General features: G+C 36.7%; 22 protein-coding genes and 1 other annotated feature. Of the genes, 5 read left to right on the top strand and 17 right to left on the bottom strand.

Translation table 11 applies throughout. From position 1 onward, the window contains the following. Nucleotide 1: 1 nt before the first annotated feature. Genes IGL07_RS06725 through IGL07_RS06700 form a run of 6 tightly spaced genes read right to left on the bottom strand, consistent with a single transcriptional unit; the run spans nucleotide 2 to nucleotide 4712 of the window. Entirely contained in the window at nucleotides 2-313 is a 312-nt protein-coding gene (locus tag IGL07_RS06725) for a V-type ATP synthase subunit F (protein ID WP_002357676.1), read from the bottom strand. After that, nucleotides 303-1304: a V-type ATPase subunit gene (locus IGL07_RS06720; protein WP_002361773.1), complete on the bottom strand. Its 1002-nt coding sequence runs from the start codon at nucleotides 1302-1304 to the stop codon at nucleotides 303-305. Before IGL07_RS06720 ends, IGL07_RS06725 begins: the two co-directional genes overlap by 11 nt. Nucleotides 1305-1320: 16 nt before the next feature. After that, a complete protein-coding gene (locus tag IGL07_RS06715; protein WP_010817260.1) occupies nucleotides 1321-1902 on the bottom strand; it encodes a V-type ATP synthase subunit E in 582 nt (193 codons plus the stop codon). A gap of 16 nt (nucleotides 1903-1918) precedes the next feature. Beyond that, entirely contained in the window at nucleotides 1919-2392 is a 474-nt protein-coding gene (locus IGL07_RS06710) for a V-type ATP synthase subunit K (RefSeq protein WP_002363905.1), read from the bottom strand. Nucleotides 2393-2419: 27 nt separating this feature from the next. Further along, nucleotides 2420-4399: a V-type ATP synthase subunit I gene (locus IGL07_RS06705; RefSeq protein WP_010817259.1), complete on the bottom strand. Its 1980-nt coding sequence runs from the start codon at nucleotides 4397-4399 to the stop codon at nucleotides 2420-2422. Further along, a complete protein-coding gene (locus IGL07_RS06700) occupies nucleotides 4389-4712 on the bottom strand; it encodes a V-type ATPase subunit F (protein ID WP_002381927.1) in 324 nt (107 codons plus the stop codon). The genes IGL07_RS06705 and IGL07_RS06700 overlap by 11 nt, the downstream gene beginning before the upstream one ends. A 116-nt stretch (nucleotides 4713-4828) precedes the next feature. Beyond that, nucleotides 4829-4876, bottom strand: a sequence feature (sodium ion sensor (DUF1646 type); this cis-regulatory element may regulate processes involved in with the transportation of sodium ions). A 208-nt stretch (nucleotides 4877-5084) separates the two neighbouring features. Between IGL07_RS06700 and nrdI the strand changes: the two genes are divergently transcribed. Then, the gene (gene nrdI, locus IGL07_RS06695) at nucleotides 5085-5528 is read left to right on the top strand and encodes a class Ib ribonucleoside-diphosphate reductase assembly flavoprotein NrdI (protein ID WP_010817258.1); all 444 of its coding nucleotides are present in this window, start codon (nucleotides 5085-5087) and stop codon (nucleotides 5526-5528) included. 58 nt (nucleotides 5529-5586) lie between these two features. Then, complete coding sequence (locus IGL07_RS06690; protein WP_002357684.1) at nucleotides 5587-5766, top strand: hypothetical protein; 180 nt, start codon at nucleotides 5587-5589, stop codon at nucleotides 5764-5766. A gap of 65 nt (nucleotides 5767-5831) precedes the next feature. On the opposite strand, the gene IGL07_RS06685 is transcribed toward IGL07_RS06690, so the two are convergent. Both IGL07_RS06685 and gdhA read right to left on the bottom strand, forming a co-directional pair. Beyond that, nucleotides 5832-7181, bottom strand: coding sequence for a glucose-6-phosphate isomerase (locus IGL07_RS06685; RefSeq protein ID WP_002357685.1), 1350 nt, complete (start codon nucleotides 7179-7181; stop codon nucleotides 5832-5834). A gap of 181 nt (nucleotides 7182-7362) precedes the next feature. Continuing rightward, a complete protein-coding gene (gene gdhA / locus IGL07_RS06680) occupies nucleotides 7363-8709 on the bottom strand; it encodes an NADP-specific glutamate dehydrogenase (RefSeq protein WP_010712422.1) in 1347 nt (448 codons plus the stop codon). A 137-nt stretch (nucleotides 8710-8846) separates the two neighbouring features. Here gdhA and IGL07_RS06675 point away from each other — a divergent pair, with 137 nt between their 5' ends. Then, entirely contained in the window at nucleotides 8847-10133 is a 1287-nt protein-coding gene (locus IGL07_RS06675; RefSeq protein WP_010712421.1) for an NAD(P)/FAD-dependent oxidoreductase, read from the top strand. Nucleotides 10134-10173: 40 nt separating this feature from the next. On the opposite strand, the gene abc-f is transcribed toward IGL07_RS06675, so the two are convergent. Next, complete coding sequence (abc-f, locus tag IGL07_RS06670; protein WP_025189522.1) at nucleotides 10174-11640, bottom strand: ribosomal protection-like ABC-F family protein; 1467 nt, start codon at nucleotides 11638-11640, stop codon at nucleotides 10174-10176. Between the two features lie 245 nt (nucleotides 11641-11885). Here abc-f and IGL07_RS06665 point away from each other — a divergent pair, with 245 nt between their 5' ends. Beyond that, the gene (locus IGL07_RS06665; protein WP_002357693.1) at nucleotides 11886-12392 is read left to right on the top strand and encodes a hypothetical protein; all 507 of its coding nucleotides are present in this window, start codon (nucleotides 11886-11888) and stop codon (nucleotides 12390-12392) included. Nucleotides 12393-12417: 25 nt separating this feature from the next. Here the strand turns inward: IGL07_RS06665 and IGL07_RS06660 are convergent, their stop codons facing one another. Next, a complete protein-coding gene (locus IGL07_RS06660; RefSeq protein ID WP_010712419.1) occupies nucleotides 12418-13812 on the bottom strand; it encodes a 6-phospho-beta-glucosidase in 1395 nt (464 codons plus the stop codon). Between the two features lie 141 nt (nucleotides 13813-13953). On the opposite strand from IGL07_RS06660, the gene IGL07_RS06655 reads away from it, so the two are divergent. Then, nucleotides 13954-14952 carry a LacI family DNA-binding transcriptional regulator gene (locus IGL07_RS06655; RefSeq protein ID WP_002357697.1) on the top strand — a complete coding sequence of 333 codons (999 nt, stop codon included), beginning with the start codon at nucleotides 13954-13956 and terminating at the stop codon, nucleotides 14950-14952. A gap of 35 nt (nucleotides 14953-14987) precedes the next feature. Here IGL07_RS06655 and IGL07_RS06650 read toward each other — a convergent pair whose 3' ends face one another. From IGL07_RS06650 to IGL07_RS06620, 7 genes are all read right to left on the bottom strand, one after another. Further along, entirely contained in the window at nucleotides 14988-16250 is a 1263-nt protein-coding gene (locus IGL07_RS06650; protein ID WP_002357698.1) for an ABC transporter permease, read from the bottom strand. Then, nucleotides 16243-17142 (bottom strand): ABC transporter ATP-binding protein, encoded by a 900-nt coding sequence (locus tag IGL07_RS06645; RefSeq protein ID WP_010712418.1) that lies wholly within the window; start codon nucleotides 17140-17142, stop codon nucleotides 16243-16245. The genes IGL07_RS06650 and IGL07_RS06645 overlap by 8 nt, the downstream gene beginning before the upstream one ends. A 104-nt stretch (nucleotides 17143-17246) precedes the next feature. After that, nucleotides 17247-17504, bottom strand: a complete 258-nt coding sequence (locus tag IGL07_RS06640) for a DUF3884 family protein (RefSeq protein ID WP_010712417.1) — start codon at nucleotides 17502-17504, stop codon at nucleotides 17247-17249. Nucleotides 17505-17655: 151 nt separating this feature from the next. Next, nucleotides 17656-19452 carry an excinuclease ABC subunit UvrC gene (gene uvrC, locus IGL07_RS06635; RefSeq protein ID WP_002366633.1) on the bottom strand — a complete coding sequence of 599 codons (1797 nt, stop codon included), beginning with the start codon at nucleotides 19450-19452 and terminating at the stop codon, nucleotides 17656-17658. Between the two features lie 164 nt (nucleotides 19453-19616). Further along, nucleotides 19617-19931, bottom strand: coding sequence for a thioredoxin (gene trxA / locus IGL07_RS06630; protein ID WP_002357703.1), 315 nt, complete (start codon nucleotides 19929-19931; stop codon nucleotides 19617-19619). Between the two features lie 97 nt (nucleotides 19932-20028). After that, a complete protein-coding gene (locus IGL07_RS06625; RefSeq protein ID WP_002377617.1) occupies nucleotides 20029-22395 on the bottom strand; it encodes an endonuclease MutS2 in 2367 nt (788 codons plus the stop codon). 110 nt (nucleotides 22396-22505) lie between these two features. Continuing rightward, on the bottom strand, nucleotides 22506-23054 hold the full coding sequence (locus IGL07_RS06620) for a CvpA family protein (protein ID WP_002357705.1): 549 nt from the start codon (nucleotides 23052-23054) through the stop codon (nucleotides 22506-22508). Between the last annotated feature and the right edge of the window lie 13 nt (nucleotides 23055-23067).

Genomic DNA, 23067 nt, shown 5'->3' with positions numbered 1-23067 from the left:
ATTATAAAATATTTTGTCCAATTGCTTTTTCAACATTTTTTTCAATCTCACTTAAACCGATTCCGATTGTACCATTATGACTTGGGATTAAAATAATCGCTGGTGTCACTTGTTCTTTGTATCGTTCAATCGTTTCTTCTGCTAAAGTAGAGGCTTCTTCCGTTATGAAAATGACCCCAAACTTATTTTTTGCCATAGTTTCAATGGCTTCTCTAACTTGCATTTCTGAAATGGCATGATGGACCTCAAAGCCAAACAGTTTAAATGGTAAGATTGAATTTTTGTCTCCAATGACACCAATTTTATACCCCATTGACTTTTCGCATCCTTTCTCGAATTTTTTCATTTGAAAACCCACTATGTTTTCCGACCAAAATTAAACGTAGATTTTTCCATTCAACCTCTTTCGCATTCAAAAAGGCTAGTAATGGGAGCGGCCCAAAAGCAACCGTTCGACCGTTTTCATACATTGAGGTCAGGTAGTCATCTTTGAGTTTTTCAAAAGCCAATAAATTTAATTCATTGGTTTCTTTATTGATAATCTTTTCTAATAGTTGTCCGTAATTCGTTGTTCTGACAAATGCTGTAAATTCTACAAGTGACTTTTCCGCATAGGTCAACAGCTCTTTCTTTGAGAGACTGCCAGCGCTAGAAAGCACGGTTGATAAAAAGTTACTGTTTTGATGTTGAACAATCCCTCTAGCCATCGTTGATAGATTGGTTAAATCAATAAAAGCGATGACTTCCTTCGTTAACTCTTCATAGCCCAATTCATCCGCTAATTTTCGCTGTTGCTGTAAAAATGCTCGATCATAAAGGATATCAATTGCTTGCGGCAAACCGCCTTCTTCCAGATAGGCAAAAACATCACGGATCACTTCTAATAATGCTGGCTCAAGTTCGGAAGAGTTTTTTGTATGAATGGCACTTTTGACTGTGTTTAGAGAATAACGACCATCTTCTAAATAAAGATAATCAAAATCTTTACCTGTTTGCTCAGCTTTCGTCAAAATTTTCAAGTTATGGAAGGTAAAACGCATCGTATACAACGTTACTACAGCTGGTTCTGGAGCCATTTCATATAACCAGCGATAAAGACTTCCCAGCGCTTCAGAAGAATGGTAGTCAAATTTTTCTTCAAAAGTTTCGGTTAAATAAGGTTGATAAACCGTACTTTTTAACATATTTTTAACGTCTTCAACTGTTTCCGCTTCTAAAAGTTGTTGAAACTGTTGCTCAGAAAGCAGCTCCGTTTCTTTTAAACGAATCAGCGGATTAATTTGATGATACGTTGGTTTTCTCATTCTACGTCCTCCCTTCTTAACTGAAAAGTTTTTCTGCTACTTTAAAGCCTTCTGTTTTTTGAATCTCTTCAACTAATGCTGAAAAGAGAAAATTATAATCCAAACCGTCTTTTGCAACGATAAAGCCACTTTCTTTTGGAACAACTTCCTCTGAAAGCTCCCATTGAACAGTAGCATCAGAAAGAGCGGTCAGCCATTCTTGCGTCACTTTCGTTTGAGAATACTCGCCTAAAAGAATGGTCGCTTTTCCTGTTAATTCAAGTGAACCTAATTGTGCTTTCATAAATTGTTGAAATTCTTCCGCTGACCATTCATTCATCTTTAAGACCACTTCATCAAATAATTGGTTAAGATATGCTTGTTTTTTATTTAATGCATCCTGACGAATTTCTAGTGTTTGCCGTTGTTGGCGTTGTTTAAATTCTTTTAATAATTGTTGTTGTCGTTTTTCTATTTCATGTTCTTGCTTCAGCAAAATTTCTTGTTGTGCTGCTTGGAATTCTTGATCGATGCGCGTTTGTTCACTGGTGACATAGGCTTCGACTTCTTGCTTTCCTTGCTGCTTAATTTCACTGATGATTTTTTCAATGGCATCCATCCATCTGCCTCCTCAATTATTTGACGTTCAATACAAGTAAGAAGGAAATTACGAACCCTAAGATGGCATAAGTTTCAACCATGGCAGCATAGATAATTCCTTTTGTTGCATGTTCTGGTTTCTTCGCTAAAATTTGGATCCCCGCAGCGGCTACACGACCTTGGGCAATCCCAGAGAACAATCCTGCAAAAGCAATTGGTAAAGCTGCTACAAAATAGTTCAATCCTTGAACCATACTCATATCGTTTCCTAAGTTAATATAAATTAAGAAAGCAATAACGAAACCGTATAGTCCTTGTGTACCTGGTAATAACTGTAAAATTAACGCTTGACCAAATTTTTCTGGCTGCTCCGTCGTTAAAGCTGCTGCTGCTTCCCCAGTAAAGCCAACCCCTTTGGCTGATCCAATCCCAGCAAAAATTGTCGCCATTGCCATTCCTAATACTGCAAAAACAATTCCACCATTATTATTAATTAAGTAATCCATCATCTCTATTTTCCTCCAATAAATAATTTTCTATTTTTTCTCAACATTGACATACTTTTCTTTTGTTTTTAGCGGATTAAACGCCCGGCCACCGCCTGTGTAAAATTTTCCAAAGAACTCAACATATTGCAAACGTGCGCCATGAACATACGCACCTAATAACGATAAGAATATGTTTAACGCATGTAAAACAATTAACAGCAAGATGCCCACGCTAAAACGGGCAACTGGCGGCATGAACTCTACGAGCATATTAAACGCTGAAGCAATACTTCCCCCAGCAATTCCTAACGCCATCAAACGTGTATAACTAACTAAATCACCGACATAACCTGTCACACCGTATAGTCCATACAGTCCTTTGGCTAAGCCTTTTAATTTGGCCTTCGATTGAATCATTGGAATCACAATAATTGCAATGGCAGAAAGGCTTGCTAAAATCGCACCTGCTGTAAATAAGCCTTCATTTTTAACCACTAATTTACCAACGACTAACAATGCTAAACCAAACAAAATCCCTAACCAAGCGTAACTTTCGTTAATACTATCTAAATAGCGCTTTTGTTTTGATAACTGAATCCCATTAATCATTAAACCGACAACCAATTGGATAAACCCAAAAATAACCGATAAAATAAGAATCGTATTTACATCTTCGGTCGTTGATAAAATCGGAAATGGTGATTTGATTCCAAACATTGTTGGCGGTAATGCTGCACCGAAAAACGAACCGTAAATGAAGCCCCAAATAATTGTTGGAAATGATAAAATCAAGAAAAAGTCGGCAAAACGCTTCATGCCTCTCGGTAAGACAAATGCTTTCAACGCAATAATAGACAAGAGTAGCATCAGTAAGCCATAGCCAATATCCGCTACCATCATGCCAAAAAAGACTAGATAAAACGGCATCATCGCAGGTGTCGGATCAACTTCTTCATATTTTGGTAAGCTATACATCTCTGTTAACATTTCAAACGGCTGCACCAGTTTATTATTCGCTAGTTTAACCGGTATATCTGTCTCAATTTCCGCCTTCGTAGGATTTTCAAAAGTAAGAGCTATTTCGTCCTTAGGAACTTTTTCTTCAATCGCTGTCAAAATACCGGCTTTTTCTTCGAGTGGAATCCACGTTTGCAAGATGAAAAATGACGAAGCATTTAACAAATGTTGACGTGCTTGTTCTCTTTGGATAACCGCCAATAAGACTTCTTCAGCCAAGCAAAACGTTTCATAAAAATCATGATAAGAAGCCAGCTGTTGCTTTAAGGCTTTTTCTTCTTTTTGTAAAACTTCATATCGTTCTTTGACTTGTTGATATGCCTCTTTAGGCGGAACATCATAACGGTATTGGAGTGGTTCAAAACTATATTGGTTTAATAACTCGGTTACACTCTGCTGATGTTCCTTCAGGTAAACGAGTGTAAAGTAACTATGATGCATACTTTGATAAATTTCTTCAAAATAAACCGTTGGCCATTGAGACAAAGCGCTCAAGAAACTGGCTTTATTGGCTAGATTTATCGAACCATGAACGACATAACTACTTTTTAACTGCTGTTTGTGCGGTAGAACATCCAGATATTGCCAGCGGCCTAATAATTCTTCTTCGGCTTCTAATCCTTGACGATCCGTTTGAATTTGTTTCAAAGATTCTTGAATATTCTTTAATTCCGTCAAATAGCTTTGTAATGTTTCTTCATCAAAGGTTTGTTCCAGCTCTTCTAAGGTATAGACTTTTCTTTTTATCTTTAAACCTTTTCCTGAATAGCGTGTCAAAAATAAAAGAAGCTCTTGCAATTGTTGTAGCATCGTTTCATATTTACGTAGCTGTTCAGTTGACTGTTCTGCTTGTAAAAAAGAATATTGACTCTTTAAGGCTTGTTCTTCTTCAGGCGAATGAAAAATCCGTTTTACTTCGACAATTTGCAAGCCTTGAATGGCTTGTAGAATTGCTGCTTCTTTTTCGGCAGCGGCAATTATTGTCATTTTTTCCATTTTACTAACTGCCATAAACGTCTTTCACCCTCTCAATAATTGAATCAATGACTTGTTCTTTGTTCGCTTCGTAACGTTCGTGAAGCGCTTGTTCAGTGCGCTTTGTTTCATCTAAAAGTTGTTCTTTTTCAAGTTGTAACATCTTTTCTTGCGTTGCTAGTGAATCCGTCAGCACTTTTTCAACGGCTTCTTCACTCTCTTGACGTAGTTCAGCTAAACGTTCTTGCTTCTGTTCTTCATATAAACGACAATTCATCTTAGCTTGTTGCCGATGCTCTTCCACCGCATCTTCCGCTGCCTTGATTTGCTCTAGTACTTCTTGTACCATTGTCTCCACCTCCTTAGTTTTTACACCTTTAGCATATAAGAAAAAGGACTAGCGAAATAGAGATACGCTCAGCCCTTTTGTTTTAGGTATGCAAAAAGGCGCAAACTCAAAAATTGTTCTTCTCACCCCTTGAAGAACTGAATCCTTGAAGCTTTCGCCCAACCATTCTTTATTCAATACTCTACCATCTTAGCAAAGTTTTTCGCAAAATTCAATACTTACCCAAATGAATTAAAATAACAAATTTTCACTTTTATAATGGGTAATAAAAAGGCATTATTTTTTTCGCTTTATAATTATTGATCTTGAATTTTTTTCACATAGATGTGCTATACTTACGTAAACAATTAAATTTATTTGGAGGGATCTCTGATGAATATACGATATATTTCAATCTCTGGTAATACACGCTCATTTGTTCAACGTTTAACAGTTTATGCCGAAGAGCAACATCAGCAAAATGAAAAAAATCCTACGATTACTTTCAAAGAAATTTCGGAAAATTCTCCGTTAGAAGTAGAAACAGAACCATTTTTTACTTTTGTGCCTACCTATTTAGATGGTGGCGATGGCATTAATAACGGCAATACCGAAATTTTAACAGAAGTCATGCGTGAATATCTTGCTTTTGAAAATAATTATCGTTATTGCTCTGGCGTGGTGGGCAGCGGCAATAAAAACTTTAACCACCAATACTGCCTGACAGCTAAACAGTATGCGGAACAATTTAACTTCCCCTTCTTAGCTGACTATGAATTAAGAGGTACCCAAGCGGATATTGAACGAGTTTATGCTATTTTAAAGGAAAACCAATAAGCAAGTTTCATTACTAAAAAGCTCACCTATGATAGACTACATTTTGAGGTGAAGAAAAATGAGAAATACATGGTTAGCAGAACAACTTCAGTCAATCAGTGAAGAACCCAATTCTTTTATTATCGAGGAAACCATCAAATATATTGAACAATTAGAAGATGATAATGAAAGTCTTCAAGTTGCATTGGAAGGAACCATTTGGAGTCCTAAAAAATGGAACGAACCATTGGAAAAATAATTTAAACAGAAGAAAAGAGCCAGAAACACTTACGTTTCTGGCTCTTTTCTTCTGTTATTTACAAATTATAGGCGTGCATTTAAATCTTTTGCTAATTCTTCAAATCCTGGTTTACCTAATAAAGCGAACATGTTGCGTTTGTAAGCTTCAACACCTGGTTGATCAAATGGATTAACCCCATTTAAGTAACCTGAGATACCCACCGCAATTTCGAAGAAGTACATAACATAACCTAATGAATAAGCATCCATTGTTGGCACTTTAACGATCATGTTTGGCACACCACCATCTGTGTGAGCAAGCAACGTACCTTCGAACGCTTTTGTATTGACGAAGTCAATTTCTTTTCCTTGTAAATAGCCTAGGCCATCTAGATCTTCATTTTGTTCTGGAATTGAAATGCTATGGCGTGGATTTTCAATTTTAACCACTGTTTCAAATAAGTTACGCATCCCTTCTTGAACATATTGACCCATAGAATGTAAGTCAGTTGAAAAGTCTGCGGCTGCTGGGAAAATACCTTTGCCATCTTTTCCTTCTGATTCACCGTATAATTGTTTCCACCATTCAGAGAAATAGTGCATGCCAGGCTCATAGTTAATTAACATTTCAGTTGTTTTGCCTTTACGATATAAAATGTTACGTAACGCAGCATATTGATAGGCTTGGTTTTCTTTTAAGTCGCTCGTAGCGCCGTATTCTTTACGTGCATCATTTGCACCTTCCATTAAACGATCAATATCCGCACCGCTAACAGCGATTGGTAAAAGACCTACTGGCGTTAAAACAGTGAAACGTCCGCCTACATCATCAGGAATCACAAATGTTTCCCAACCTTCCGCATCAGCTTCAACTTTTACTGCTCCTTTAGCACGGTCAGTTGTCGCATAAATACGTTTATTGGCTTCTTCTTTGCCATATTTATTAATTAATAACTCTTTAAAGACGCGGAAAGCAATCGCTGGTTCTGTTGTCGTTCCAGATTTTGAAATAACGTTGACAGAAAAATCACGATCACCAATCACATTGATTAAATCAGCTAAATAAGTTGAGCTGATGCTATTTCCAGCAAAGAAGATTTGTGGCGCTTTCCGTTCTTCTTTTGATAATAGATTATTAAATGAATGTGTCAAAAATTCAATTGCTGCACGGGCACCTAAATATGAACCACCGATACCAATGACTACTAATACCTCAGAGTCAGATTGAATTTTTGCTGCTGCTTTTTTAATACGCGCGAATTCTTCTTTGTCATAGTTTTCTGGTAAATCAATCCAGCCAGTAAAATCATTACCAGCTCCTGTACCTTCACGTAATGCTTTGTCCACTGCAGTGACTTGTGTTTGCATGTATTCCAATTCATGGTCAGCAACAAATGGTGCTAATTTGGAATAATCTAATTGAATGTGTGACATTCCTTTTCCTCCTCGAAAGTAAACTTACTACATGTATACTTTACGTGTTTTTAGACATTTTTTCAAGCAAATTCTTTTGGATAGACCAATTGTTTAATTTTAACTATTTAATTAGAGATATTTATTCTCTTAATCAAACAAACCAATAAAAAATGCTAGGAAATCCTAGCATTTTTTGTTATTAAACGAGTCCTTGACTTAGCATCGCTGCCGCTACTTTTTCAAAGCCAGCAATATTCGCACCTAAAACAAAGTTATCTCGTTCCTGATATTCGTTAGCTGTATCACGACAAGTCTCATAAATGTTTTGCATAATTTGATCTAGCATACCGTCAACTTTTTCAAAGGACCAAGCTAAACGTTCAGCATTTTGGCTCATCTCTAAGGCAGAAACCGCAACACCACCTGCATTAGCGGCTTTGCCTGGACAATAAATTACAGCTGATTTAGCAAAAACGGCGACTGCTTCTAGTGTACAAGGCATATTTGCGCCTTCTGCCACGACTTTCACTCCGTTTTTCACTAAAATAGCGGCTTGCTTTTCGTTGATTTCATTTTGTGTTGCACATGGTAACGCAATGTCATACGCTGTTTCGAAATCCCAAACAGATTCTTTATCATAATAAGTTGCGCCTTTACGTGTTTCAACATATTTTGAAATGCGTTCACGATTTTTTTCTTTTAGTTCTTTTACTAACGCCACATCAATTCCTTCTGGATCATAGACAAAACCAGACGAATCGGAACATGTGATTACTGTGGCGCCTAGCTCAGTTGCTTTTTCCATGGCATAAATTGCGACATTCCCGCTACCAGAAACAGCGACTTTTTTGCCTTCAAACGTATCGTTTTTATCTGCTAATAAATGTTTAACAAAATAAACCGTTCCATAACCCGTCGCTTCTGTTCTTGCTTGGCTTCCCCAGTATCCTAAAGGTTTGCCAGTCAACACTCCTGCATCATAGTTGCGCAAGCGTTTATACATGCCAAACAAATAACCAATTTCACGAGCGCCTACGCCAATATCGCCTGCTGGAACATCTGTACTTGGACCAATATGTTTTTGAAGTTCGGTCATGAAACTTTGACAAAAGCGCATCACTTCAGCATCTGACTTACCTTTTGGATCAAAATCACTACCACCTTTGCCGCCACCGATTGGCAAACCAGTTAAACTATTTTTAAAAATTTGTTCAAAGGCCAAAAACTTCATCACACTTAAATTCACACTTGGATGAAACCGCAAACCACCTTTGTATGGTCCAATCGCTGAATTATATTGGACACGATAGCCTCTGTTCACATGCCAGTTGCCCTGGTCATCTTGCCACGGCACACGAAATTGAAAAATACGTTCAGGTTCAATCAAGACACCTAAAACATTTGCTTCAATGTATTGAGGATTTTTTTCTAAAAAACCTTCTACGGTTGGTAAAAACTCATCGACTGCTTGTAAATATTCTGTTTGACCTTGGTCTAATTGGTGAATCTTTTCTTGAATATTTTTAACATATTGTTTTGCGTCCATTTAATCATCCTCTCATTGTTATAGGTTTATTTTAACTGAAAATTCAAAAATTACCATAGTCAAACGTTTATTTTTTCCTTAAATCCAGAAAAAATCCCGTAATTATGGTACACTACCTATTGAATTGGAGGAGAACTATGAAGAAATTTGATGTAATTATTGTCGGTGCTGGGACGAGTGGTATGATGGCCACGATTGCGGCCGCAGAAGCTGGTGCTCAAGTATTATTGATTGAAAAAAATCGCCGTGTTGGGAAAAAATTATTAATGACTGGTGGCGGCCGCTGTAATGTAACCAATAATCGGCCCGCAGAAGAAATCATTTCATTTATTCCTGGGAATGGAAAATTTTTATACAGCGCATTTTCACAATTTGATAACTATGATATCATGAACTTTTTTGAATCCAATGGTATTCACTTAAAAGAAGAAGATCACGGACGCATGTTCCCTGTTACAGATAAATCGAAGTCAATTGTTGATGCGCTATTTAACCGCATTAACGAATTAGGAGTTACTGTTTTTACAAAAACACAGGTCACAAAATTACTACGAAAAGACGATCAAATAATTGGCGTTGAAACCGAACTGGAAAAAATTTATGCACCGTGTGTTGTATTAACAACTGGCGGCCGCACTTATCCTTCCACGGGAGCAACTGGTGATGGCTATAAACTAGCCAAAAAAATGGGGCATACCATCAGCTCGCTCTACCCTACCGAATCGCCTATTATTTCTGAAGAACCTTTTATCCTTGATAAAACGTTGCAAGGTCTCTCTTTACAAGATGTTAATTTAACTGTTTTGAACCAAAAAGGAAAACCTTTAGTTAATCATCAAATGGATATGCTGTTTACACATTTTGGCATTTCAGGACCTGCCGCGCTCCGCTGTTCTAGTTTTATTAACCAAGAATTAACTCGCAACGGCAATCAACCTGTCACGGTAGCCTTGGATGTGTTTCCGACAAAATCTTTTGAAGAAGTGCTGAAAAATGTTGATTACATGATTGAGGAACAGCCAAATAAAGTGGCAAAAAATGCCTTTCATTCTTTAATACCAGAACGGCTGCTCACTTTTTATCTAGAGAAACTAGCAATTGAAGAAGTGCCTGCCAAACAACTAACAGAAAAGCAACGTCTTTCCTTTGTGGAACTACTGAAAGACTTTCAGTTCACTGTTACGAAAACATTGCCTTTGGAAAAATCTTTTGTCACAGGCGGTGGGATTTCCCTCAAAGAAGTGACCCCTAAAACAATGGAGAGCAAATTAGTCAATGGTTTATTTTTTGCTGGTGAACTTTTAGATATTAATGGCTATACTGGAGGCTACAATGTTACAGCTGCATTTGTCACTGGACATGTTGCTGGCTCCCATGCCGCAGAAATTGCAGAATACACCTATTTACCAATTGAAGAAGTCTAAACAAAAAGTCGCTAAAATAGCGACTTTTTGTTTACTTTTTTTATTTATCAATAAATTCCCCGTTTTCTAAATAAATAGTGCGGGTGGCTACTTTTTCCACAAACGTTTCATCATGCGAGGTGAAAATTACTGTTCCTTGATAGGCACTTATAAATTCTTCAAGTGCTTGGATTGTCTCTAAATCAAGAAAATTGGTGGGTTCATCCAATAAGATAATATTATTTGGTTCTATAAACAGTTGCGCCAAAGTAATTTTTATGGCTTCGCCACCACTTAGAGAAGATATCTTTGTCTGTAAATTTTCTTGTTGAAAACCTAGCCGATATAAAAGTGAACGCACAATCTTTTCAGAATAATTTGTCCGCTTCAATAAATAAGTCAACAGTGGTTCATCATTTTTTAATCGATAATCTAATTGATGATACGTTCCTAACCGGACTTTGGGAGAAAAGTAAATGGCCGGGTGACGAGCTTCAATTTGTTGAAGGAAGGTACTCTTCCCAGCACCATTTTTTCCACAAAGTGCTATTTTTTCGTTTAAAGGAATTTGAACGTTCACTTGGTTAAGAATTGTTCGATTCTCATAAGCGAAAGTTAAATTTTCAATTCTAATTGGATATGGATTGTATAAAGAGAACTGATTATTAGTAGGAAAAATAATTTTTCGCTCTTGTTTTGCTTGCGCAACATCGGGTAATCTGTCAATTCTGGCATTAATCGCTTTCGCTTGTTTTTGGAGTGCTTTTTGTACGGTATCTTTTTGTTTAGAACCAGCTAAACGACTAGGTTTAATTTGCTTTTGTTTTTGTTTTTTTGAAACATGACTAGATTTTTGCGCTTGTGCTTGTTTCTTTGCGTAAGATTCCTGTAATTTTTTCTTTTCCTTTTGATATTGATGATAGACATTATATTGTGTTTGCTGTTCCAATTCTTTTTGACGACAATACGCATCGTAGTTTCCTAAATATTCTTTGACATGTCCATCCGAAACTTCCCAAATTTTCTCTGCTAATTGATTCAAGAAAAAGCGATCATGACTAACAAACAAAACGGTCCCATAATAATACGTTAAATCCGCCACTAACAACTGACGATGTTCTTTATCTAAATGTGTGGTTGGTTCATCTAAAATAACCCCGGTTGGATACTCTGAAAATAATGTTGCTAAGCGTTTTTGGACTTTTTCGCCACCACTTAGTTTTTGATTTTTCTGATTTAGCAAACAGTTTTTGTCAGTTTTCTCTGGTTCATTCGTTATTTCTTCAGCTACTTGTGCCAAGTAATGAAAATCGTTCAATCTTTGAACTTTTCCTTTGTCTGATTGAATCTTACCCATAATTAAATTGAGCAGTGTTGATTTTCCTGCGCCATTTTTACCAATAATCCCAATTTTTTCATTTTCATATACAAATAATTCATCAATTTCTAGAATTGGTTTTCCCGAAAAGTGAATACTTACTTCTTTCAGATGAATACTTAATTTTTTCATTTTGCCCTCTTCTTTCATTTCTGAAACGAAAGAATCTTGGGTACGCAAAAAAGGACAGCCTAATCGCTATCCTTGTAGTTTCGTATAAAAGTACACACGCCACCCATGAATTTTAATTTCAGACTTTTTGATAAGATTTATTCAATTTATTTTGTCAAAAAGTCAATCCAAATTCTGATAGATGCCAACATACAATTATACCTCCTCGTTTAATTACTCCCACACTAACACCTCTGCTTTCTTTTGTCAATTCTGACCCTAAAATCAGAGAATCGGACTTTAGTAGGATACAATTTTACCGAAACTATGGCAAAATAAAGACGGAGGTGAAAACCATGAAGATTACATTGACACGAAAAACATCAGCTTGGGGCGCGTTACGCTATTTTACATTTTATAAAAATGGTGTGCATCAAGGGAAACTTTTTACTAATGTACCTATTGAAATTGAGGCTGATCCTGGGGATGTTTTAACGTTCTATGAAGGCTGGTTCCAGTTTTATCGGCGCATTGAAGTTACTGAAGATACCAAAGAAATCACGATTATCAATTCTAAAAAATTGCAACACGTTTTTTATACCTGTGTCGTCTTATTTTTAATTTTAACGCTATTATTCCTTTCCGCACAGAAACTTTCGACATTTATTATTGCTGAAATTTTAATTTACTCTGGTATTCAGTGGCTGTTCCGCCAACAAACCTATCATTTTACTGTCAAGAAAAAAACGGAATCCTTTGCTTCCTATTCTAAAAAAAGTATCGCACACTAAACGAATCTTTAGCGTGCGATATTTTTTAATTACTTTTCATTAATTCGGCCACATATGTGACTGTTTCTGGTTGTGTTTCTTCAATTTTATTAATCGCATCTGCAAAATTCGGTAAATGCGCTTTGTGGGCAATTAATAATTCGTCCAACAAGGTCTTCGCCATGACGCCGCCAGGAACTAATGGATTAATAGTGAAAGCATGCAATGCTGCGCCGTAATCACCATTTATGGCTGCTCGAATAACCGTTTCTTCCATAGCTTTCATATTTTGAATAATTCCTCGTGCTGCTGGCGGAAAGGCTCCCCAGTTGTAAGGTTCATGGCCATGTGCTGTCACAGGACCAGACACTTCTACAACACAATCATACGGTAAATCAGTAATTGTCCCATTGTTTTCAGTAGAAACAACCATATCCGTTCGTTTATCATTATAAATTGATGCAATCATTTCACAAGCTGCATCGCTATAGTGTGTGCCGCCCCGTTCTTCTAATTCTTTTGGTTTGTAATCTAGTTTGGGATCTTTGTATAGTTCAAACAGACGACTTTCCGTTTCTTTAACCACTTGTGCTCTTGTTTCGCCCCGTTCATACTCTTCGATGGAATGCTTCAACATCTCATCTTCAATATAATAATAGCGATGATAACCACATGGTAACATTCCTAAATCTTTCAACTGTTCATAATGGAACGGCGCATCAAAAATATTTTTCAAATGACTTTCTTGCTCTTGCTTAGGCCCGTAAATTAAATCAATGAGTTCTTGTGTTCGCTCTTGTCCTTCTTTGTCCCAAACGCGGTGCCAATGGAAATGATTAATTCCAGCAAATTTAAAGAATAAGTCTTCTTCTGGAATTCCCAGCATTTCGGCCGCTTGTTTTCTATGACCAATCGGCACATTACATAAGCCAACTGTTTTTTTCCAACCGCCATGTTTAATTGCGGCTTCCGTAACCATTCCAGCTGGATTGGTAAAATTCACTAACCAAGCATCTGGGCAAAGACGTTTCATATCGTCAATAATAGCTAAAATGACAGGAATTGTTCGAAATGCTTTAAACATTCCTCCAGCGCCATTTGTTTCTTGGCCTAATACCCCATGGGACAAAGGAATCCGTTCATCTTTAATGCGAGCATCTAATAATCCTACACGAAACTGTGTTGAAACAAAATCCGCCCCTTTTAAGGCTGCTTCACGGTCCAATGTTAAATGAACTTCCCAATCTAAACCAGCAGCTTTAATCATGCGCTTCGCCATTGCACCAACGATTTCCAATTTTTCTTTACCAGCTTCAATATCGACTAACCAAATTTCCTTAATTGGCAGTTCATCTTTTCTTTTAATGTATCCTTCAATTAATTCAGGTGTATAACTAGAACCGCCACCAATTGTTGCAATTTTTAATGCTCCTCTTGTCATCCGTCTTCTTCCTCCTTGATTAAATTGTTATCGTTTACATATTTAGGATAAATTATGGGAATGTTCCCATGTCAAGCACTATTTTCAAAAAAATGTATGCTATACTTCTTATAAGAATACATTCCACTTTGGAGGTAAAAAATGACGTCTATCATTGATGTAGCAAAAGTTGCCGGTGTCTCGAAATCGACTGTTTCTCGCTTAATTTCTGGAAAAGGATATGTGAGTGCCGATAGTCAAGAAAAAATTCTCAAAGCAATGAAAGAATTAAATTATACCCCGAATTATGTGGCGCGGAATTTACGAGCAGGTGCCACAAAAACCATTGGCTTTTTAGCCCCTAGCTATTTAGGTTCCTTAGGTATTTTCTTGAATCGCTTTATTTCAATTGCCAAAAAATACAATTATTCCGTAACCTTATTTTTTACAGATGGCGATCAGCAGAAAGAAATTGATGCCTTGAACCAATTAAAATACAAACAATTAGATGGCTTGTTTTTATTGACACGAACAAATGAATGGTCGGTGATTGAGCCTTACAGCGCGTATGGCCCTTTAGCAACCTGGCATCGTATCGATTCACCCAATATATATTCTTCCTACATTGATCATTACTCTGGTTATTATCGTTCCTTAGAATATTTACAACAACAAGGATACCAAAAAATTGGTCATGTCCTCGGTAATCCCGAAAATTTAAACACGCACGCACGAAAACGTGCAATGAAAGATTTTTATGAAAACACTCAGGCACCTTGGCAAGCTGAATGGCTGATTAATGATCAGTATACTAACCATTCTGGTCGTAAAATTGCCCATTACTGGCAACAATTAACCGACAAGCCGGAAGCTTTGGCCTTTTATAATGATCACGTAGCAGCTGAGTTTATTTCAGAACTTGAAAATCTAAATTATGCCGTTCCTCGCGATGTCGCTGTCATTGGCTTTGATAATAGTTATGTCAGTGAGTTGATGCATATTACGACTGTTGATTATGCCATTCAGTATCAAGCCGAAAACTCATTTATTTACCTATACAACCAATTAAATCAGACGAAGATTCCTGAAAAAAAATTAACCGTTCGTCTAGTTGAACGACGAACGGTGCCTAAAAAAGACCCGGCAGATCAGTCACTTTGACTGATTTACCGGGTCCTTTTAGAGTTAAACAAAAATTATTTATGCTTTTGTTCATTTTTTAAAATAGAAATTGACTGTTTTAAGGATTGAATCATGCCGCCTTCGCTGTATACAAGAACGTTTGATTTGTATAAACGAGCAGAGAAGATTGTTAAAATAATTCCAAAAACTGCCAAAATCACTAATGAGACAATTGCTTCCATTGTTGATGCCGTTTCGGTCGCCAAGCGTACTGGCATAATGTATGACGAAATCAGCGGAATAAAGGAAGTCACTTTCACCACGATATTTTGTGGATCATTCGTCCCAAACGTAATGCCAATCATATAACCGATTAAACCAATATACATGATGGGCTGAACTGCTTTTGCTGTATCCTCTGGTTTGGAAACAAGAGAACCACAAAGTGCTGCCAAAACAGCAAAAACGAGAATACCAATAATGAAAAAGCCTAATGTAAAAATAAAGGTTGATGAAAAAATACTTTGTGGTGAAATACCACTTAATAGACTTTTCATAAAATCAAGATTTTTCAATTGAGAATAGCCGAGAACAAACGCCACTCCGTAAATGAAAATTTGTGTTAAAGCTACTAGAATAACCCCAGTTAATTTGCCATAAAAATGGGTTTGCGCTTTTGTACTAGAGAGAATAACTTCCATGATTCTAGTGCCTTTTTCAGAAGCAATCTCTTGGGCAATAATTGAAGAATAACTGCTGATGAAGACAAATAACAAAATTGTTATCCCCATTGCTAACGCCATTTGAATCCCTGTGTTATCTTCTCCTGTTTTTATTTTGCCATTTTCATCAAAACTAATTTTGGCTTTTTTAAATGTTGCTTGTTGATTCAACATGGCAACTTGCTCAGCTGTTAGGTTTAAACGATTGGCATTCGCCATTGTTTGTAATTGGTTTAACATTTGAGGAATTAGCATCTCGGTTGCATTTCCTAAAGAGCGTTCAGAGTAAAGCTGACCAGAAATCTGATTATCTGTAGTGTCCAAAAGTAAATAGGCATCAATTTTCTCGTCTTTTAATTGTTCTTGGGCCTTTTTCTCAGAAGAAACAGCTTTGAAAGAAAAGTCCTCTGTTTTATTCTTTGTCAACTCTTTAACCAACGCTTGGTTTTCCGAAACCAGACCAATGGTAGTATCTCCTGAAAAACCGCTAGCTAGAGAGCCCGCTAAGTAAACAATTCCTACAAGAAGAAATGGCGCTAAAATCATGATTAAGAAAGACAGCGACTTCACATTTTTCTTATAGACATCAGTCGCAATAATCCAAAATTTACTCATCTTGCCCACCTACTTTCATTTTGAAAATTTCTTCCAATGTTGGTGGTTGTTGATTAAACATTGGAATGTAGCCGTTGGCTGTCGCTTTATCAAACAACACTTTGCCTACTTCAGCGTTTTCTAATGTCGCTTCTAAGACGCCATCTTGTCGCAAGTGTGCTTCTTTCACACCTACTGTAGCAGCAACTTCCTCAACAGATAACGGTGATTCTAAGAATAATTTTGTTCGACCAAATTGTTGTCGAATTTCATGAACCTGACCATCTAAAACCATGCGTCCATTTTTTAACATGACTAAATGGTCACAGATTTTCTCCACATTGTCCATATTATGACTGGAAAAAATGACACAAGAACCTTGATTTTTCAATTCAATAATGCCGTCTTTTAATAATTCTGCATTAACTGGATCCAAGCCGCTGAATGGTTCATCTAAAATAATTAACTTCGGTTCATGAATAAGTGTCGCAATCAATTGAACTTTTTGTTGATTTCCTTTTGATAAAGATTTAACTTTATCTGTTTTTTTGCCTTTAACTTGAAATTTTTCCATCCAAAAGTCAATTTTAGGTTCAATTTCTTTTTTAGTTTTCCCCCGCAATGAAGCGAAATAAATTAGTTGGTCTTCAATCGTAATTTTAGGATATAAACCCCGTTCTTCTGGTAAATAACCAATAATATTGTACTCTTTTTCATTTAATGGTTGACCATTCCATAAAACCGACCCGCTATCTTGTGTTAAAAAATTTAAAATCAAGCGAAATGTAGTTGTTTTCCCGGCACCATTTTGGCCAATTAATCCTAAAATTTTCCCGTCCGGTATCGTAAAGGATACATGATCAACTGCTTTAAAATCCCCAAAGGTTTTGACTAACTCTTTTACCTCTAACACATAAACGCCCCCTTCACTTTTTCTAAACCGCTGTTTAGTTACTCATATCGTATCTTTCCTGTGTTGGCTTGTCAATGACAATTGTTATGGAAAGATGTTGCACTTTAATCAGACGCTTTATTTTCTGCTAAGCGAAAAAGACCATCCGTCTCGGCAGAAATATACACTTCATTGGCGGACAAGCCTGTGCTTTCATAAAATTTATTTTTAAATTCCTTTGCCGATTTTGATGATTGACAGACCCAAATTCGACCTGTACGATTCAGCCACGTCCCCAATTCATTCATTAAACGCTCATCAATCAGTAATTGATTTGGTACTTTTTTAAATTTTATTTGATAAACGGGTGTTAGTATTTTCATGATCAGACGTCCTCTCTTTTAAGTTAGTATTAGTATATCACGAAAGAAATCGTTATCATATTTTCTTGAGAGTTCAACTTTTCATGAAAAAATTGAATAAAAAAAACAGACAAATTAGGAAAAGCACCTAATTTGTCTGGTTCATTTTCATTTATTTTTCTATCTCAGAGGTTGTTTCTTGGTGCAAATGACGATACACATTCTTTGCGACAGTTTCAGGTAACCCAGCTTTTCTTAATTCTTCAACACTGGCTGCCGTAATATTTTTAAGCGATTTAAATTCTTTTAAAAGATTTTTTTTGCGTTTTGGTCCCAAACCTTCAATGTTATCTAATTTGGAAGCAAAACTATTTTTACTACGTAATTGACGATGGAATGTGATGGCGAAACGATGGACTTCATCTTGGATTCGTTGCAACAAGAAAAATTCTTGTGAGTTTCTTTCCAATGGTACAACTTCTAAGTTTGGACCAAATAAAAGTTCACTCGTTTTGTGCTTGTCGTTCTTGGCTAATCCAGCTACAGGAATATCGACTCCTAGTTGATTGGCTAACACATCTTTAGCAACATCGACTTGACCTTTACCACCATCGATTAAAATTAAATCAGGAAAAGGCAAGCCTTCTTTTAAAACTCGTGAATATCTGCGATAAATGACTTCTCTCATAGAAGCGTAATCATCAGGACCTTGGACGGTTTTTATTTTATATTTTCGATACTCATTTTTAGCTGGCCGTCCGTCAATAAACACAACCATCGCAGAAACAGGGTTTGTTCCCATAATATTTGAATTATCAAATGCTTCAATTCGAATGGGCGCAGGTATGTTCATCGCATTGCCTAATTTTTCAACTGCGCCAATTGTTCGTTCTTGTTTCCGTACAATCAAATCGAATTTTTCATTTAGAGCAACTGCAGCATTTTTACTGGCTAATTTAACCAGTTTTTTCTTTTCTCCCCGTTGCGGCTGCAAGATTTTCGTAGCTAATAAAGCTTCAACGCTTTCTTTATCAATGTCATCAGGAATCAAGACTTCTTTTGGCACAAAATGCTCATTCTCTTGATAAAATTGTCCAATAAAAGTTAAAAATGCTTCACTGGCATCATCATAAAATGGAAAAATCGATACATCACGTTCGATTAATTTTCCTTGTCTGACAAAGAATACTTGGACACACATCCAGCCTTTATCAACAGCATAACCAAACACATCACGATCAATTAAATCTACATTCGTCATTTTTTGGCGGGTCATAACTGTTTCAATCGCTTTAATTTGATCGCGAAATTCTGCAGCTTTTTCAAATTCCATATGCGCAGCTGCATAAGCCATTTTTTCTTGTAAGCGGTCTTGAATTTCTGTATGTCCACCAGAGAGAAACCCTTTAATCTCTTCCACCATATCTTTGTAGACTTGCGGATCCACATCAAAAGCATAGGGACACAGACATTGTCCTAAATGATAATACAAACAAGGTGTTTTTTGCGACGGATTACATTTTCGCAAAGGAAAAAGCCGATCTAACAGTTTCTTTGTTTCATTCGCTGCATTTACATCTGGATATGGTCCAAAATATAACGCTTTGTCTTTTAAAACCTTTCGAGTAATCATTAAACGAGGATATTTTTCGTTTGTGATTTTAATAAAAGGATAGGTTTTATCGTCTTTTAACATGATGTTATATTTGGGATTATTTTTATGGATTAAATTAATTTCTAATAAAAGTGCTTCAATATTCGATTCTGTCACAATATATTCAAAATCATCGATTTCACTGACTAATCGTTCTGTCTTAGTATCATGGCTACCACGAAAATAAGACCGGACACGGTTTTTCAAAATTTTGGCTTTCCCAACATAGATAATCGTGCCGTTTTTATCTTTCATTAAATAACAACCAGGTTGATCAGGAAGCAGTGCTAATTTATTTTTTATTCGTTCGTTCATACGATACTTCCTTTCTAACAAAATGCTTCATCTATTATACACCTCTTTTTGTAATTAAACAAAAAAAGCCGCTACTTTATGTACGAAAGAAACAGCCCGAAAAGACAATCGCTAATGATTTCTCTTCAGACTGAATCAGACTATTCGTAATGACTAATCAACGTTTATAAGTGTTTGGCAATCATTGCTTGCAATTGGTCTTTTGTATGAACACCGACTGCTTTTTCAACAACTTCGCCATCTTTTTTCAATAGCAATGTTGGGATGCTCATGATTCCAAAACTTGCTGGTGTTGCAGGATTTTCATCCACATCCATTTTGACGATTTTCACTTCGTCTTCATCATATTCTTCAGATAATTGTTCTAAGATGGGTGCTTGCATACGACAAGGGCCACACCAAGTTGCCCAAAAGTCGATTAAGACTAATCCTTCATCTGTTTCTGTTGCAAAATCTTTATCGGTAATTGCTTGTGTCATTTCACAAACCTCCTACTCTTTACTCTTATTACATGCTTAGTATAACACGTCATCTCTAAGATAGCGAGTGTTCTGCTTACTTATTGTAAGTCTTTATTTATTGGAATTTCACGACAGTCGCACCATTACCACCTTGGTTTTGTGGCGCAAATTCATAGCTTTTCACACTACGGTGGTTTTTTAAAAATTCCGTTATTCCGGTTCTTAATGCACCTGTTCCTTTGCCGTGAACAATGGTTACTTGTGGATAGCCCGCTAGAATCGCAGCATCAATGTATTGGTCAACTTCTGCCAATGCTTCTTCGTAGCGTTTGCCACGTAAGTCTAGTTGTGTGCTAACATGACTGCTTTCTGCAGAACGAACCGTTGTAACTCTTGGTTTTGCTTCTTTTTGTGGAGCGACAGGCGTCATATCCTCTTCAGATACGTTCATTTTTAAAATGCCTAATTGGACTTGCCATTGTCCTTTGCCGTTGTCTTTTAATAAGGTCCCTCGTTGGCCGTAGGTATTGACAATTACTTCATCGCCAGCTTTTAATTTTTTCTGCTCTTTCGCCTTCTTCAGCACTTTGTTTTTAGCAAGCTTGGTTTCTTCGTGGTGTAATTGAGAAAGTTGTGTTTTCGCATCAATTAACTGATGTTCTTTGACACCACCTTGTTGGCCACTTTCCAATTGCATTTTGCGAATATCAGAAATAATGGTTTCTGCGTTTTCTTCCGCTTCTGCAATAATTTTATTCGCTTCTTTCCGCGCTTTTTGTAATTCTTTTTCTCGTTCTTCAAAAAATACTTGATAGGCTTCTTTCAGTTCTTTATGCAAAGCGGCCGATTCATCGACATAGTGGCGAGCTTCTAAATATTCAGTTTCGGCCATTTTGCGACGGTTTTCCAAATCTTCAATCATTTCGTTTAAATCTTGACTTTCACCGTCCATTATTTGTTTTGCAGCTTCAATAATACTGTTGTCTAATCCAAGACGTTTCGAAATTTCAAAAGCATTACTTCGGCCAGGCACGCCAATTAATAAACGATAGGTTGGACTCAAAGTATCTACATCAAATTCCATACTGGCATTGATTGTTCCAGCTCGATTATAGCCATACACTTTTAATTCAGGATAATGGGTTGTTGCCATCACATAGGCTCCTTTAGCACCCAATGAATCTAAAATGGCAATCGCTAAAGCGGCTCCTTCTTGCGGATCTGTCCCAGCACCTAATTCATCAAATAGTACTAAACTTTGATGATCGACTTTCTTTAAGACAGACACGATATTCGTCATATGTGAAGAGAAAGTACTTAAACTTTGTTCAATCGATTGTTCATCCCCGATATCCGCAAATACTTCTGTAAAAATCCCCATTTTACTCTCTTCTTCAACTGGAATAGGTAATCCAGCTTGACCCATTAATTGTAAAAGACCTAACGTTTTCAGAGTAATGGTTTTCCCGCCGGTATTAGGCCCTGTAATCACAATTGCTTGATATTCTTCTCCAATCACAATGTCATTGGCTACAGCTTTTTCTGGATCCAATAGTGGGTGCCGGGCTTGTTTAAAAACTACATGATTTGCTTGACTAATTTCTGGAACAACTGCTTTTAGTTCTTTTCCAAGTCGCGCCTTAGCATTAATAAAATCAAGTTTACCGATGACATAAGCATTATGCGTAATTTCACGGCGATAAGGGACCAACTCGGCCGACAGTTCTGCCAAGATGCGAGTAATCTCATTTCTTTCGGCAATTTGTTGTTGTCGCAAGCGATTATTCATTTCTAAAATTTGTTTAGGTTCAATAAATAAGGTTTGACCTGAAGCACTTTGGTCGTGAACCACGCCACCAAAAATATTTTTATATTCTTGTTTGACTGGAATCACGTAGCGTTCATTTCGCATAGTAACAAGGGCATCACTTAGGTAACGTGCGTTTTTCCCACGAATAATACTATCTAGTTCTTCTCGAATGGTCTGCTCACTACGACGAATATTTTGCCGAATTGCCTTTAAGGCTGGCGAAGCTTCATCTGTGACGTAGCCATCATCATCAATGGCATGCTTGAGTTGGCGATTTAATTCAGGCAAAACTTCTAGTTGCTCTCGCCACATATATAAACGTTCAAAATCCACTTCATTTTCACTTAACTCATCAAAAAAACGAGTCAGTTCTGAAGTAGTCGATAAGACACGACCTACTTGTGCTAATTCTACACCATTTAAATCCGCACCAATTTCAATCCGTTTCATGTGTGGTTGGATATTTTCTAATTTGGGAATGGGGATTCCACCACGTAATCGTTGAACTTTTAAACCATCCTGTGTTTCATTTAGCCATGCTTGAATTTTATTTTCATCAGCAATCGGTAATAATTCCGAAACTTCGTTTGTCCCCTGAGCTGTCACAATAAATTGCAACAACTGTTGTTTTACTTTATCAAACCCTAATGTTGATAGAATACGCTGATTCATTTTTCCACCTACTTTTCTAACTTTTTCATTTGTTGAAAAGACTGAGACATAACATAAGAAGTTTCGCTTTGCTCACTTACTTCTTATCTCTATCTCAGTCCCATTCAGCTTTATTTCGTAATTGGTTCAACCCATAATTCATATGCTTGTTTTGTTAGAATTGGGGTATTTTTTACAATGCCTCGTGCCAAGCCACTTGACCGAAACTGATTTTGGACAATATCTGACGGAATCATTGACGCCGTAGCTAACACTAGAAAAAGACCCACGTATAATACAAGAACACTTAATACGCCACCTAATAGTCCATTTACCTGTTTCAAAACTGGAATAAATGTTAATCCATGTAAAAAGATAGCTAAAAAACGAACGACTAACCAGCCTGCAAACAGCAATAATAGAAACGCAACCGCTGAATAAAAGGCTTTGTCCAAGTCTAAAGAAATCTCTTGATTAAAAAAGACAAGCTTTGACGTTGGCGTAACCGATGGATATGGAATATACAATTCTAAATGAGAAGCGACCTCTTTGTAATAGGTTCGAGCAACAAAATATGAAATTAAGTAACCCACCGAATAGAGCACTTGTAAAATCAAGCCTCGTTTAGCTCCTGTATAAAATCCAAAGGCTAAAAGTAATAAAATAAGTATTGTTAACATCTTGTCATCCTTT

The sequence above is a fragment of the Enterococcus sp. DIV1368f genome, assembly GCF_051712245.1.
GTDB lineage: Bacteria > Bacillota > Bacilli > Lactobacillales > Enterococcaceae > Enterococcus > Enterococcus faecalis.
This window is presented reverse-complemented; position numbering and strand designations above follow the sequence as displayed.